Origin of the sequence: Curtobacterium sp. PhB191 (assembly GCF_004346515.1) — a bacterium.
Taxonomy (GTDB): Bacteria; Actinomycetota; Actinomycetes; order Actinomycetales; family Microbacteriaceae; genus Curtobacterium.
In genome coordinates this window covers 152649-166627 of sequence record NZ_SMBV01000008.1, presented here as the reverse complement: position 1 = coordinate 166627, position 13979 = coordinate 152649, and the positions used below count along the sequence as shown (strand labels likewise).

Sequence of the window (13979 nt, the reverse complement as noted above, 5' to 3'; positions counted from 1 at the left end):
TTCGATCAGCAGGGTCGGCGTGGGAGGATGACGACATGGCAGACGGCGCCTCCGACGACGGCGGGATCGAGATCCTCAGCAAGGCCGGCGCGATCATCGACGCACTGGCCGACACCGAGGCGCTGACGGTGAGCGCGCTGGCGGATGCGGTCGGGGAACCCACGAGCTCGACCTACCGCCTGCTGCAGAGCCTCACCGCCATGGGCTGGGTCGACGCCGCCCCGGCACGCGGGACCTACCGGCTCGGGCTCGCCTGCATGCAGATCGGCGGCGTGTTGGAGGACTCGCTCGACGTGCGCGGGCTCGCACTGCCGCGGCTCCGCGAACTCCGGTCGAGCGTCGGCGTTGCCGCACTGCTCTGCTACCGCCGAGGGACGCGTGCCGTGTGCGTCGAACGCCTCGAGGGACACGACGTCCGCTCGGTGGCGATGCAGGTGGGCGACTCGCTGCCGCTCCACGTGGGCGGGGCACCCCGCGCACTCCTGGCGTTCCTGGCCGCCGGCGAACAGCACGCCGTGGTCGACGAACTCCTGGCGACGCCCGACCTGCCGTACGCCGTCCCACCCCGGAGCGAGCTGCAGACGGAGCTCGAGGCGACCCGGACGCGTGGCTACGCCCGGTCCGACCAGGACGTCACGATCGGCATCGCCGCCTTCGGCAGCCCCGTCTTCAACCACCGCGGCGAGCTGGTCGCCGCGGTGTCCATCAGCGGGCTCCGCGAACGGCTCGTCGACCGCGAGTCCGAGCTCGCGGAACTGGTGATGTCCACCGCCGCCGCGATCAGTGCGGACCTGGGGCACGACGGAGGTCGACGTGGCTGAGCGGAAACCGATGCGGGTGCTCGCCAACTCGATGGCGGTGGTCGAGGCCCTCGCCGAGCGCGGGGACCTCTCGCCCGCTGAACTCGCCGAGGCGACGGGCCTCCCCCGCCCGAGTGTCTACCGCTTCATCGACGGGCTCCGTGCCGTCGGCATGGCGACCACCACGGACGAGAACCGTGCACGCCTCAGCGTGAAGTGGTTGCACCTGGCCGACGCCGCACGGGACGCCATGACCGAGTGGTCCGGCGCCCGACGGATCCTCGACGCCCTGGCCGAGCGCACCGAGCAGACCGCGTTCCTGACCGTGCCACGCGGCGACGAGGCGGTGTGCGTCGACTGGGCGCCCGGCCGTGGCATCGGCGTCCTGACCCTGGCGCCCGGCCGTTCCCTGCCGCTGTACGCCGGCGGAGCCGGACGCCTCGTGCTCGCGTACACCCGCGACGTCGACGAGTACCTGGCCGACGGGCCCGAGCGCCGACCGCTGACGAGTGCGACCATCGTGGAAGCCGACGCGCTCCGCGAGGACGTCGAGCGCACGCGGTCCCAGGGGTACACGCTCTCACTCGACGACGCCACGATCGGGATCGGCGCGCTCGCGTTCCCCGTGCTCGGGGCCGACGGGGCGTTGCTCGGGTGCTTGTCGGTCGCCGGACGGTCGGTAGACGTCCGAGACCGACAGCAGGAGTTCACCGACGCCGCGCGCGCGGCCGTCGCGGAACTGACGAGCGGGGCCACCAGCGAACTGGCGACCCCGCTGTCCTGACGCGCACGCAGTGCCGTCGGCGGGCCCGGGCCGGGCCTGCGGTGGCGCGAGCGCTACCAGCTCACGGCGATGTACTGCGACTCCATGTACTCCAGGAGCCCCTCGGCGCCGCCCTCGCGACCGATGCCGGACTCCTTCATCCCGCCGAACGGCGCCGCCGGGTCGGACACCAGACCACGGTTCAGCCCGACCATGCCGGACTCGATCCGTCCGCTGACCCGCAGCCCACGCGCGAGGTCCTGCGTGTACACGTACGAGACCAGGCCGAACGGGGTCCCGTTCGCGAGCCGGACGGCGTCGTCCTCGGTGCGGAAGGTGACGACGGGCGCGACCGGCCCGAAGATCTCCTCCTTGAGGATGCGCGCGTGCTCCGGCACCCCGGTCAGGACGGTCGCGGGGTAGAACCAGCCGGGGCCGTCGGGGGACGCTCCGCCGGTCAGCACCGTGGCGCCGTCCTCCTTCGCGCCGTCGACGAGCCGGGCGATGTCGTCGCGGGCGGTCTCGTTCACCATCGGGCCGAGCTGGACCTGCGGGTCGAGGCCGTCGCCCGTCCGGAGCGCGCCCATCGCCTCGGCGAGACGTGCCGAGAACGCCTCGGCGATGCCCTCCTGCACGTAGAAGCGGTTCGCCGCGGTGCACGCTTCACCACCGTTCCGCATCTTGGCGATCATGGCGCCGGCGACCGCCTCGTCGAGGTCGGCGTCGTCGAAGACCACGAACGGCGCGTTGCCACCGAGCTCCATCGACGTGTTGACGACGGACTCCGCGGCGAGCTTCATGAGCTTCACGCCCACCTCGGTGGAGCCGGTGAACGAGAGCTTCCGGGCGCGCGGGTCGCGCACCATCTGCTCGACCACGGTGCCGGAGGACCGGCTCGGCAGCACGTTGAGGACCCCGGCCGGCAGTCCCGCCTCGGTGAAGAGTGCACCGATCGCGAGGGCCGTCAACGGGGTGTCGCTCGCGGGCTTCAAGACCGTCGTGCACCCGGCGGCGAGCGCCGGTCCGATCTTGCGGGTCGCCATCGCCGCGGGGAAGTTCCACGGGGTGACGAGGATCGCGATGCCGATCGGACGGTGCTCGACGAGGATCTTGTTCGTGCCACCCGGTGCGGTCTGCAGCGCACCCGGGATCCGGACGGCCTCTTCTGCGTACCAGCGGAGGAACTCGGCGGCGTACAGGACCTCGCCACGGGCGTCGGCGAAGACCTTGCCGTTCTCCGCCGTGATGAGCCGCGCGAACCAGTCGGCGCGCTCGACCATCAGGTCGTACGCCCGCGACAGCACCTCAGACCGTTTGCGGGGTGGGGTCGCGGCCCAGTCGGCAGCGGCGTCCGCCGCGGCGTCGACGGCCGCCTGGGCGTCGTTCCGGGTCCCGCTCGAGACGGTGGCGATGACGCGGCCGTCCACGGGGTCGTGGACGTCGAACGTCGCGCCGTCGGACGCTGCGCGTTCCACCCCGCCGATCAGGAGGCCCGTGGGGACCCCGGCGGTGATGATCGCCCGGTCGGTCGTCGAGTCCACGGCGTCGGTGGCGCCGCGGACGTCGGTCACGTCGGTCATGAGTGCTCCAGTTCTCGGACGCGGGGTGCGGACTGCGTCAGGTAGAGGCGCTGCTCGCGCTTGTGCTCGTCGTAGGTGGCGCGAGCGTCCTTCGTGCTGTCGAGCGTCGAGACCTCGGCGACCGGCACGTCCCACCAGGCGCCGGAGCCGCCGAAGCGGCCCTGGGCGTCGACGCGGACGTACACGACGCTGGTGCCGTCGTGTGCACGGGCCGCGTCGAGTGCGGAGCGGAAGGTGTCCGCGGTGTCGGCGGAGAAGACCTCGGCACCGTAGCTCGCCGCGTTGGCGACGAAATCGACCTCGAGCCGGCGGCCGTCGTGGCGGAGCGCCTCACCGCGCTCGTTGAAGCGGGTACCGAACGTCTGCGAGCCGAGGGTCTCGGACAGTGCGGCGATCGAGCCGTAGCCGAAGTTGTCGACGATGACGATGGTCATCTGCAGGTGCTCCTGCACCGCGGTCATGATCTCCTGCGACATCATCAGGTACGAGCCGTCACCGACCAGGACGTGCACGCGGCGCTCGGGTGCGGCGAGCTGTGCGCCCACGCCACCGGCGACCTCGTAGCCCATGCACGAGTTGCCGTACTCGATGTCGTAGCCCTTCGGGCTGCCCGGACGCCACAGGCGGTGCAGGTCGCCCGGCATCGAGCCGGCGGCGTTGACCACGACGTCGTCCGGCTCGGCCGAGGCGTTGAGGAGCCCGAGCATCTCGGCCTGGGACAGCGTCCGGCTGTCCTGGACCTCGATGATGCGGTCCACCTCGGCACGCCAGTCCGCGGCGGCCTGCTCGTTCGCGGCTACGACGTCGGCGTCGAGCGTGAAGCCGTCGAGCGCGGCACGGAGTTCGGCGAGCGTCTCGCGGGCGTCGCCGACCAGCGGGATGCCGGATTCCTTGAACGCGTCGATCTCGGCGACGTTGATGTTGACGAACGCCACGTCGGGGTTCTGGAACATGGTGTTCGAGGCCGTCGTGAAGTCGGTGTAGCGGGTCCCGATGCCGATGACCACGTCGGCGTCGTTCGCGATGGCGTTGGCGTACGCGGAGCCGGAGGAACCGAGCGCGCCGAGGGCGAGCCGGTGGTCCCACGGCATGCCGGCCTTGCCCGCCTGCGTCACACCGACGCCGATGCCGGTCGACTCGGCGAAGCGCACGAGCTCCCCGGTCGCCTCGGAGTACACGACGCCACCGCCGGCGATGACGACGGCCTTCTTCGCACCCTTGATGAGCTCGGCCGCACGCTGGATCGCCGCGGCGTCGGGACGGTTGCGGGCGACGTGCCAGACCCGCTCGGAGAACAGCGTCTCCGGGAAGTCGAACGCCTCGGCCTGCACGTCCTGCGGCAGGGCGATGGTGACGGCGCCGGTGTCGGCCGGGCTCGTCAGCACGCGCATCGCCTCGAGCAAGGCTGAGGCGAGCTGCTCCGGTCGGCTGATCCGGTCGAAGTACCGCGACACCGCACGGAACGAGTCGTTCGCGGTGACGTCCATCGCGTACGGGTGCTCCTGCTGCTGGAGCACCGCGCCGGTGGACCGGGTGGCGAAGGCGTCCGACGGGAAGAGCAGGACGGGGATGTGGTTCACCGTCGCGGTACCGGCACCGGTGACCATGTTGGTCGCGCCGGGCCCGATCGAGGTCGAGACGGCGAGCGCGCCGAGACGGTTCTTCGTCTTCGCGTAGCCGGTCGCGATGTGGACCATGCCCTGCTCGTTGCGGCCCTGGTAGTAGGGGAACACGTCCTGGTACTGCAGGAGCGCCTGTCCGAGCCCGGCGACGTTGCCATGGCCGAAGATGCCGAACGCGCCGCCGAAGAACGGCTGCGTCACCCCGTCACGTTCGACGTGCTGGGCCTGCATGAACTCGACGATCGCCTGGCCCACCGTGAGGCGGCGGGTCGGCTGAGGGTGTTGCACCATTGCGAACTTCCTTTTCGTGGTGGGTCAGGGGCGGACGGGGACGAACGGCACACGCGGATCGGTGCCGAGGGCTTCCCACCTGGCGCGGGCCGGGGCGAGCGCGGGGTCCTCTGCGGCCTGCAGGGTGCGCTTCAGCGCCGGGCCGGCGAGGACGTTGAGGTAGTAGAGGTCCTGGTCGTGGGCGGCCACGGTGGTGTGGTACCCCCAGGGGATGAGGCAGATGTCGCCGTCGCGGACGGGGACGTCGAGGTCGAAGTCGCGCTCCGGGCTGTAGACCCGCTGCAGCGCCCAGCCGTTCTCCGGGTCGCGGAGGCGGTAGTAGTAGACCTCCTCCAGCTGCGCTTCGCCGTCGACGTCGTGCTCGTGCTTGTGCGGCGGGAAGCTCGACCAGTTGCCGCCCGGGGTCCACACCTCGACGATGTGCAGGCGGTCGGCCGGGAAGTCGGGTGACATCGGCGTGGAGACCTGCCGCGTCGCGTTGCCGGCACCACGGGTGGCGGATCCGACGTCGTCCGGCGTGACCAGGACGACCTCGTGCTGCTCGGTGGCCGGCGCGGTCGCGATGGCCAGTTCGGCTCCGGGGGTGGCGGTGATCGTCACCGCGGTGTCGCGCGGGACGGAGAGCGTGTGCCCGAGTCCGTCGAAGACCGTGTCCCGGCCACCGAGGCGGTACTCCTCGCCGGCGACCGTGAGGACGAGGTCGCCGTGCAGGTTCACGAACGCCCGCTCGTTGCCGTCGGCGGGCAGCTCGACCGTCTCGCCGTCGCCGAAGGTCTTCACCTGGAAGGTGATGAACTCCCAACCGGCGATCTCCGGGGTGATGACGTCCCATGCGCCGTGCTTGAGCACCTGCGGGTCGACCATGTTGTGATCCTCTCTGCGTCGTTGCGTTCGGATGGAAAGAGCATACCGCTTTTCTCGCTGGCCGGACGAATCGTCCGCTGTGAGAAAAGTGCTCAGGCGAGGCGGAGACCGGCTTCAGCGAGCCGGATGCACCGCAGGGTGGTGTCGCGTGCGGCGTCCAGGGCGTCGGCCAGCGACTTCGCGCGGTGCTCGATCGAGAGCATCTCGACGCCCCACGGGCCGGACCAGCCGACCTCGGCCATCGTGCGGAAGAAGCCGACGACGTCCTGCGCACCCTCGCCCGGGTAGCGCCGGTTGTCCCGGGTGTCCTCGAACAGGGTGCGGCCGGCCTCGGGCAGGGCGTCCGCGTCGTTCACCTCGACCCCGACGACCGTCGCGGGGTCCAGGGTGCGGCGGAGCTCGTCGAGCGAGGTCCCGGCGCGGAAGACGTGCCAGGAGTCGACGACCAGGCCGGCGTGCGGATGGTCCACCGCCCTGACCAGTTCGGATCCCTGCGGCAGCGAGGAGATCCCGGCGAAGGGCAGCGGCTCGAGCGCGAGTCGCGTGCCGATCGCCGCGGCCTCGTCGGCCAGCCGGCGGAACGGTCCGACGTAGGGCTCGACCGAGGCGACCGTCGGCGCCGGTGGCGGCGCGATCTTCACCATCGGGCTGTCGAAGGCCTGCGCGGCGTCGCGGAGCAGGTCCCATCGGGCACGCCACGGCGCGTCCGACGGGTCGCGCCACCAGTCCTTGACGAGTTCGACCTCGAGGTGACCGATGCCGAGGCGGTCGGCGTGGGCCCGGAGCGCGTCGAACCCGATCGTGTCCCGGACGACCTCGAGGTCGTCGACGACGAACCCGAGCCCGGTGAACCCGGCGTCCGCCGTGGCACTGACCCGGTCCCGTGCCGAGAACGAGCTGCGCTCCGACGGGCCGTCCGGCACCGCGGTCCCCGACGTCGTCCAGCAGGTGGCGACGAGGTCGTGGCTGATCCCGGTCATCGCGACAGGTCGACCGTGACCGATCCGCCCGTGCGGGCCGATCGGTCGGCGGCGTCGGCGAGGACGAGCGCGGCGCGGCCGTCCTCGAACCCGGGGCTGCGGGAGGGTTCACCCCGAACCGCCTTCAGGAACTCGACGACCTCGAGCCGGTACGCCTCGGCGTACCGCTGCAGGAAGAAGTTCTGGTACGGCTCCAGTGCCTCGACGGCACCGGCACCCCAGTGCCGGACGAGGGTGTCGGTCTGGTTGCCGACCTGCAGGAGCCCCTCGGACCCGAACACCTCGAAGCGCTGGTCATACCCGTACGCCGCGTGCCGCGAGTTCGTGATCACCACGAGCTCGTCGCCCGCACCGCGGAGCGTGACGACCGCGGAGTCGAAGTCGCCGAGCTCGCGGGCCGTCGCACTGAACGTGTTCGCGCCGCGGGCGGTCACCTCGACGATGTCCGGCACGAAGAAGCGCGCCATGTCGAGGTCGTGGATCGTCATGTCGCGGAAGATCCCGCCGGACGACGCCAGGTACCCGGCCGGTGGCTCAGCGGGGTCGCGGCTCGTGATGAGGACCTGCTCCAGCGTGCCGATCTCCCCCGCGCTCACCCGGCGGTGCAGTTCGGCGAAGTGTCGGTCGAACCGCCGGTTGAAGCCGAGCACGATCGGGACGGTGGCCGCCGCGGCCTTCGCGCGGAGCCGGTCGACCCGCTCGAGGTCGAGGTCGATGGGCTTCTCGCAGAGCACCGGGACGCCCGCGTCGATCGCGGCGTCGATGAGGTCGACGTGGGTGGCGGTCGGTGCCGCGATGATGACCGCGTCGACCTCCCCCGAGGCGAAGACCTCGGCCGGGTCGGTGCTGACCTTGCCGCCGTACTCGGCGGCCGTTCGCTCGGCGCCCTCGACGAAGGGGTCGCAGACCCACGCGAGCTCCGCGTCCTCGATGGCGGCCACGCTCATGGCGTGGACCTGTCCGATGCGCCCGGTGCCGAAGAGGCCGATCCGGATCTGTTGCGTCATTGCAATCTCCAGGTGGTGGTGGTCCGCGTGGTCTACGCGGTGGTGGTGGTCCGCGTGGTCTACGCGGTGGTGGTGGTCCGCGTGGTCGACGCGGTACTGCGTGGTCGCACGGGACGACCGGTGTGGAACGACTCAGCAGCCGCTTCGGCGAGCGCCGTGGCGACGAGCCCGGCCGCGGGCGGGGTGAGACTCTCCGACTCGCCACGGATCATCCGCACGAAGTGCGCGATCTCCTCTTCGAACGCCGGGACGAACCGGTCGCCGAAGGTGTCGTACGGGTTCGCCGGGGCGACGCCGCCGGGCTCGGTCGACGTGATCGGCGTGCGCGGTCCGTAGCCCGCGCCGAACGCGCCGTTCGTGCCGGTGACCTCGAGCCGGACGTCCTGGCCGGCGCCGCTCCGGCGGAGCGCTCCGATGCTGCCGACGGCACCCGACGCGAACCGCAGGGTCACCATCGCCGTGTCGGTGTCCTGGTGGTCGCCGTACACGGGCTCGTCCAGGACGGACCCGATCATCGAGATCTCGACGACGGGGTCGCCGACGACCCACGGGATGATGTCGAAGTCGTGGACGAGCAGGTCGAGCCACATGCCGTGCGATTGCGGGATGTAGTCCACCGGCAGGGCGTGGTGGTCGTTCTCCGTCGCCTGCACGAGTCGCAGCGTGCCGACGTCACCGTCGAGGACGTGCTGCCGCAACCGCTGGTACCCCGGGTCGTAGCGGCGGTGGAACGCGACCATGATCGGGGTCCCCGTCGCGTCGAGGTCGCGGGAGAGCTCGGTGAGCTCGTCCACGCCGAGCGCGAGGGGCTTCTCGATCAGGAGCGGGGTGTGCGAGTCCGCGACGACGCGGGCCAGGTCGGCGTGGGTGTCCGTCGCCGACGCGACGAGGACACCGTCGAGCGAGGGCAGGACGTCCGTGAGCGGATCGACGGTGGTCGACACCGACGCCCAGCCGGTCTCGGCCCCGCGTTGCTCGTCGAGCCGGGTGCGCACGCCCTCGGTCCGGCCGGCGTCGCGGCCGATCAGCACGACCTCGTCGACGCCCGGGGTCCTGGCGAGGTTCCGAGCGTGCATCGCTCCGATGCGGCCGAGGCCGGCGACGCCGACCCTCACCGGGTGACCTCGGCGGCCTCGAGCTCGGCGACGAGGGCACGGACGAAATCGACGCTCGCACGGGCGTCCTCGATCGGGCCGGTGCCGGGAGCGGGCTCGTCGAGCACGACCTTGTCCTGCTCGAGGACGATCCAGCCGTCGAAGCCGGCCTCGACCATGCTCGTCAGGATCGCGCGGATGTCCACGTCGCCCTGTCCGACCGGCCGGTAGAGCAGGTCGGCCTTGATCGCGTCGAAGTAGCTGATCTCGCCGTCCGCCACGCACTGCGCACCCTCGAGGGACACGTCCTTGAGGTGCATGTACGCGATGCGGTCGCTGTGCTCGGCGGCGAAGCGGACGGGGTCCGTGCCACCGAGGAACAGGTGCCCGGTGTCGAAGCAGAACGGGATCGTCGAGCCGGCGAGCACGGCGTCGACGTCGTCCTTCGTCTCGACGACGGTCCCGACGTGCGGGTGCAGGGTCGCCGTGACGCCGACCGCGGCCGCAGCCTCGGTGATCCGGTCGAGGTTGGTGAACAGCGTCGCCCACTGCTCGTCGGTGAGCGGCTCGCGCTGGGCGTCGTAGCCGGTCTGCTCGCTGTCCGCGCAGACCACGAGCACGGTCGCTCCGGAGGCCGCGTAGTCGGCGAGTTCCTGTTCGATCCGGGGCAGCGGGTCGGTGCCGGGCTGGTGTGCGATGACCGGCACGAAGCTGCCGATCGCCGTCATGCCGAACTCGGCGAGCCGGGCCGCCTTGTCCTCGGGCGCCGGGGGCAGGAACCCCTGGGCGCCGAGCTCGGTGGCCTCGAAGCCGAGGGACGTCATCTCGGCGAGGACGCGCTCCGGCGGCAGCTGGTGGCCCCAGCCGTCGACCTCGCTGACACCCCAGGAGATCGGTGCGGTCGCGATGCGGAGGCTCATGCGCGCACCCCGTCGATCTCGGCTGCGACGGCGCTGGTGTTGGCGGTGGTGCCCGGTTCGACGGGCAGGTCGACCCACAGACCCGACTCCGCCGATTCCTCGGCGGCGCTCAGCACGCGGGCCGAGGCGACGGCGTCGTGGATGTTCGATCCGGTGGCCTCGCCGCCGGTGGCCGCGGTGAGGAACTTCGCCGCCTCGATCACCTTGAGGTCGTCGTAGCCCATGCTCGTGCCGGAGCTCGGCTGGAACCGGGAGTAGTCGGGGAAGTACCCGTCGGCGAACGCGCGGGTGTAGCCGACGTGCTGCCCGGTGCGGGCGAGGGCCACCTCGAGCTCGTTGAGCCGCTCGAAGTCCCAGCGGACCGACCCCTCGGTGCCGAAGATCTCGAACGCGTACTCAGAACGCGGACCGACGGCGATGCGGGAGGCCTCGAGGTTGCCGATCGCGCCCGCGCCCACGGCGGAGTCGCCGAATCGGACGAGCATCGTGGCGTAGTCCTCGTTCTCGACGGGCAGCAGCTTGCCGGCGTCGGGCGTGCCGGGCAGCCCGGGGCGCTCGGTCAGGTAGGTGCCGGTCGCAGCCGAGATCGAGCCGATCGGGCCGAGGACGTAGTGCATGAGGTCGACGAGGTGCCCCATCAGGTCACCGAGGACCCCGCTGCCCGAGGTCGCCCGGACGAAGCGCCACGTCAGCGGGTCCGCCGGGTTCGAGGAGAAGCCGCCGAAGAACCGGCCACGGACGTTCGTGATCCGGCCGAGGGCACCGTCGAGGACGAGCTGGCGTGCGTGCTGCACGGCCGGGACGTGCCGGTAGTTGAAGCCGATCGTGGTGGCGACACCGGCGGCGTCGGCGGCTGCGGCGACGGCTTCGGTCTCGGAGGCCCCGCGGCCGACGGGCTTCTCGATCCAGAACGGCTTGCCGGCCTCGGCCGCGGCGATGCCGATCTCGGCGTGCAGCGAGTTCGGAGCGCAGATCGACACGACGTCGACCTCGGGGTCGTTCAGGACCTCGCGGTAGTCGGAGACGACCTTCTCGTAGCCGAGGACGTCCTTCGCGTAGTCGCGACCGGCCGGTGCCACGTCGGCGGCGACGACGAGGCGGGGACGGATCCCGAGCTCCGGGTAGACGAGTGGGAGGAGGGCGTAGGAGCGCGAGTGGAGGCGCCCCATCCAGCCGACACTGATGAGCCCGACTCCGACCGAGCGGGGTGCGCTGTTCTCTGCCACGGGTGCTCCTTTGCTTCCTGGCGAGGATTTTGAACCGGTCCAAAATCTGGACCGGTTCAATGTACGACCGCGGTTTCGCCGGTGTCAACCTCGGCGCATCACGCGCCGGTCGCGCACTGTCAGTCGCGCGGCACCGATGACGACCTGACGCGGAGCGTCGGCGCGATGAGCACCTCGCCGGGGTTCTCCTCCGAGAGCAGGAGTTCCGCGGCACGCCGCCCGATCGCAGCGTTGTCCGGGTCGACGGACGTCAGGTCCACTGCCCCGAGCGCCGCCAGGTACGTGTTGTCGTACCCGGTGACCGCGACCGAGCCGGAGAGTCCGCGCTGCCGGACGGCCGCTGTCACGCCGATCGCGGCCAGGTCGTTCACGGCCGTGATCGCCGTCGGCGGTTCGTCCCGGTCGAGCAGCTCGAGGGCCGCTCGGTAGCCGGCGGCCTCGGAGAAGTCGCTCTCGGCAACCAGCCCCCCGTCCAGCGCCCCGTCGAGCCCGTGTTCATGGACCGCGGCACGGAAGGCCTCCGCCCGTCCGGTGGCGACGCGACCCCCGGCTCCGCCCACGTGCCCGATGCGCCGGTGCCCGATGTCGACCAGGTGGTCGACGACGAGCCGGATCCCGACCTCGTCGTCCCCCCGGACCGTGGCCGCTCCCGCGAGTCGACCGGGTCGGGCACTGGCGATCACGATGCGTGCGGCACCCATCACCTGCACCACCCGGTCCATGGTGGGCACCGACCCGACGACGATGAGCCCCGACGGCTGCAGGTCCCCGAGCATGGCGACCGCATCGAGGTCGAGGCGCGGGCGTGAGGAACCGTTCGGCAGCACCGCACTGGTCATCAGCCCGAGGCGACCGCCCGCCGCCAGGGAGACCCGCGCCGCGTCGACGACCTCGGCGAGCACGGGGTTCCGCGAGTCTGCGACCAGGATGCCGACGAAGTCATCCCGGGCACCGTTGAGCGAGCGCGCCACGCGGTTCGGCCGGAACCCCAGCGCGTCGGCGGCGTCGAGGATCCGTGCGCGCCGCTCCGGACTGACCGAAGCGGGCGAGCTGAACGCGAGCGAGACGAGCGACTTCGACACCCCGGCACGGTCGGCGACGTCCCGCATGGTCGCGCGCCGCGCCGCCGTGGTGGACCCGTCGTCAGCCATGCTCCACATCTTGCAGCACGGTCACCGCTCGTCGCGAACTGCCCGCTTCGCCTTGCCCTTGATCGTGTCGATGTAGATCGCGCCGGTCGTGACCTCCTCCTCGAGCCGCTCGAGCGACCAACCTCGGGTCTCCGGCACCTGCGTCACGATGAAGGCCAACGCGATCGCACCGATCACGGCGAACAGGAAGAACGTTCCGGTGATGCCGACGCCTTCGATGAGCGACGGCACGTAGAGCGCCAGGACACCGTTCATCAGCCAGCCGGCGAACGCCGCGATCCCGGTCCCGAGGCCGCGCATGTTGAGCGGGAAGATCTCGGCCAACCACACCCAGACCGCGATGTTGAGGCATGACTGCATCGACAGCACGAAGGCGCAGATCAAGAACAGGAGCACGTAGGGGCGGATCGGGTTGCCGTCCGGGATGACCAGGGACGAGACGCCGATCAGGATGTGGCAGGTGGTCGTCAGGGAGAGCCCGAGGATGAACGTCTTCCGGCGGTCGACGCGGTCCATGTTCCGGAGGGCGATGAGCCCGCCGACGACGGCGAGGATGCCCGGGGCGATGTTCGCGATCAGAGCGGCGTTCGCCCCGAACCCGGACTCGATCAGGATGCGCTGGCCGTAGTACATGATCGAGTTGATCCCGGTGACCTGCTGGGCGATGGCGACGCCGCACCCGATCAGGACGATGCGGATGAGCCAACGACTGGAGAGCAGGGCCTTCAGACCGTTCAGGCGGGTCTCGCTCGGCTCCTCGGCCGTCACGCGACGGATCTCCTCGAGTTCGACCTCGGCGCGGCCCTCGTTGCGGACGGTCTTGAGGATCGCGAGCGCACGCTCGTCGTGACCGTGCTCGACGAGCCAGCGCGGGGACTCCGGCATCCGGAGCATGCCGATGAACAGTGCGGCGGCCGGGATCGCGCAGATGAAGAACATGACGCGCCACACGCCACCCTCGTCGCCGAGGATGATCCCGATGATCGCGTTGATGACGAACGCCGCGAGCTGCCCGCTGACGATCGCGAGCTCGTTGCGGCCGGTGATCATGCCGCGGATCTCGAGCGGCGCGAGTTCAGCCAGGTACACGGGGACGACGATCGACGCGGCTCCCACCGCCAGGCCGACGGCGATGCGCCCGGCAAGCAGCACCTCGAAGTTCGGCGAGAACACGGCGAGCAGCGTGCCGCAGAAGAAGAAGACCGCCATCGCGAGGATCGTGGAGCGCCGGCCGATGCGGTCGGACACCGGGCCCCCGATCAGCCCGCCAACGGCCGCGGCGAAGACGAGGGACGAGATCACGACGCCGAGCCCGATGTCGTCGAGCCCGAGCTGCGACTGGATCGAGATCTCGGCACCGTTGCTGACGCCGGTGTCGTAGCCGAACAGGAGCCCCCCGAGGCAGGCGACGACCGAGATGAGGCCGATCCGTTTCCGGTGCGGTCCCGTTGTCAAGGGAGGTAGTTCGAGCGCCTCGCGCGGTTGACCCTGTCCAGACATGTTGACTCCTTCGTCATCGACTCCCGCAGTTATCACTTCGCGGACGGACTGTTCACACGGTAGCAGGCGGCGGTTTTCGTCGCAGCCCGGCCAGTTCTCGATTTGGTGCTTGTGGAGGGGTGAGCGCGTGTCGTATCGTTTGGCGGACAAGTTGTTCGTTGGGTAGTAACCAGCGGATCCA

At 70.9% G+C, this 13979-nt stretch carries 12 protein-coding genes; 2 read left to right on the top strand and 10 right to left on the bottom strand.

Annotated elements, in window-relative coordinates; genetic code table 11:
- Window positions 1-35: 35 nt before the first annotated feature.
- Both EDF48_RS14365 and EDF48_RS14360 read left to right on the top strand, forming a co-directional pair.
- Complete coding sequence (locus EDF48_RS14365) at window positions 36-821, top strand: IclR family transcriptional regulator (RefSeq protein ID WP_131846993.1); 786 nt, start codon at window positions 36-38, stop codon at window positions 819-821.
- Window positions 814-1584 carry an IclR family transcriptional regulator gene (locus EDF48_RS14360; protein ID WP_131846992.1) on the top strand — a complete coding sequence of 257 codons (771 nt, stop codon included), beginning with the start codon at window positions 814-816 and terminating at the stop codon, window positions 1582-1584. Before EDF48_RS14365 ends, EDF48_RS14360 begins: the two co-directional genes overlap by 8 nt.
- A 53-nt stretch (window positions 1585-1637) precedes the next feature.
- On the opposite strand, the gene EDF48_RS14355 is transcribed toward EDF48_RS14360, so the two are convergent.
- From EDF48_RS14355 to EDF48_RS14310, 10 genes are all read right to left on the bottom strand, one after another.
- Window positions 1638-3143 (bottom strand): NAD-dependent succinate-semialdehyde dehydrogenase, encoded by a 1506-nt coding sequence (locus EDF48_RS14355; RefSeq protein ID WP_131846991.1) that lies wholly within the window; start codon window positions 3141-3143, stop codon window positions 1638-1640.
- Entirely contained in the window at window positions 3140-5056 is a 1917-nt protein-coding gene (gene iolD, locus EDF48_RS14350) for a 3D-(3,5/4)-trihydroxycyclohexane-1,2-dione acylhydrolase (decyclizing) (RefSeq protein WP_131846990.1), read from the bottom strand. The genes EDF48_RS14355 and iolD overlap by 4 nt, the downstream gene beginning before the upstream one ends.
- 24 nt (window positions 5057-5080) lie before the next feature.
- Window positions 5081-5920: a 5-deoxy-glucuronate isomerase gene (gene iolB, locus EDF48_RS14345; protein WP_131846989.1), complete on the bottom strand. Its 840-nt coding sequence runs from the start codon at window positions 5918-5920 to the stop codon at window positions 5081-5083.
- Window positions 5921-6012: 92 nt separating this feature from the next.
- Complete coding sequence (locus tag EDF48_RS14340; RefSeq protein ID WP_131846988.1) at window positions 6013-6900, bottom strand: sugar phosphate isomerase/epimerase; 888 nt, start codon at window positions 6898-6900, stop codon at window positions 6013-6015.
- A complete protein-coding gene (gene iolG / locus EDF48_RS14335; RefSeq protein ID WP_131846987.1) occupies window positions 6897-7907 on the bottom strand; it encodes an inositol 2-dehydrogenase in 1011 nt (336 codons plus the stop codon). Before iolG ends, EDF48_RS14340 begins: the two co-directional genes overlap by 4 nt.
- A gap of 59 nt (window positions 7908-7966) precedes the next feature.
- Window positions 7967-9022, bottom strand: coding sequence for a Gfo/Idh/MocA family oxidoreductase (locus EDF48_RS14330; protein WP_131846986.1), 1056 nt, complete (start codon window positions 9020-9022; stop codon window positions 7967-7969).
- Entirely contained in the window at window positions 9019-9921 is a 903-nt protein-coding gene (locus tag EDF48_RS14325) for a sugar phosphate isomerase/epimerase (RefSeq protein ID WP_131846985.1), read from the bottom strand. Before EDF48_RS14325 ends, EDF48_RS14330 begins: the two co-directional genes overlap by 4 nt.
- Window positions 9918-11147 carry a Gfo/Idh/MocA family oxidoreductase gene (locus tag EDF48_RS14320; RefSeq protein WP_279387371.1) on the bottom strand — a complete coding sequence of 410 codons (1230 nt, stop codon included), beginning with the start codon at window positions 11145-11147 and terminating at the stop codon, window positions 9918-9920. Before EDF48_RS14320 ends, EDF48_RS14325 begins: the two co-directional genes overlap by 4 nt.
- A 119-nt stretch (window positions 11148-11266) precedes the next feature.
- Complete coding sequence (locus tag EDF48_RS14315) at window positions 11267-12298, bottom strand: LacI family DNA-binding transcriptional regulator (RefSeq protein WP_165901473.1); 1032 nt, start codon at window positions 12296-12298, stop codon at window positions 11267-11269.
- A gap of 21 nt (window positions 12299-12319) precedes the next feature.
- The gene (locus EDF48_RS14310) at window positions 12320-13798 is read right to left on the bottom strand and encodes a sugar porter family MFS transporter (protein ID WP_131846983.1); all 1479 of its coding nucleotides are present in this window, start codon (window positions 13796-13798) and stop codon (window positions 12320-12322) included.
- Window positions 13799-13979 lie beyond the last annotated feature (181 nt).

Excerpts from the sequence above, each read along its gene's own strand:
- iolD (WP_131846990.1), bottom strand. The coding sequence starts at position 5,056 with ATGGTGCAACACCCTCAGCCGACCCGCCGCCTCACGGTGGGCCAGGCG.
- EDF48_RS14355 (WP_131846991.1), bottom strand. The coding sequence starts at position 3,143 with ATGACCGACGTGACCGACGTCCGCGGCGCCACCGACGCCGTGGACTCG.
- EDF48_RS14325 (WP_131846985.1), bottom strand. The coding sequence starts at position 9,921 with ATGAGCCTCCGCATCGCGACCGCACCGATCTCCTGGGGTGTCAGCGAG.
- EDF48_RS14340 (WP_131846988.1), bottom strand. The coding sequence starts at position 6,900 with ATGACCGGGATCAGCCACGACCTCGTCGCCACCTGCTGGACGACGTCG.
- iolB (WP_131846989.1), bottom strand. The coding sequence starts at position 5,920 with ATGGTCGACCCGCAGGTGCTCAAGCACGGCGCATGGGACGTCATCACC.
- EDF48_RS14310 (WP_131846983.1), bottom strand. The coding sequence starts at position 13,798 with ATGTCTGGACAGGGTCAACCGCGCGAGGCGCTCGAACTACCTCCCTTG.
- EDF48_RS14315 (WP_165901473.1), bottom strand. The coding sequence starts at position 12,298 with ATGGCTGACGACGGGTCCACCACGGCGGCGCGGCGCGCGACCATGCGG.
- iolG (WP_131846987.1), bottom strand. The coding sequence starts at position 7,907 with ATGACGCAACAGATCCGGATCGGCCTCTTCGGCACCGGGCGCATCGGA.
- EDF48_RS14365 (WP_131846993.1), top strand. The coding sequence starts at position 36 with ATGGCAGACGGCGCCTCCGACGACGGCGGGATCGAGATCCTCAGCAAG.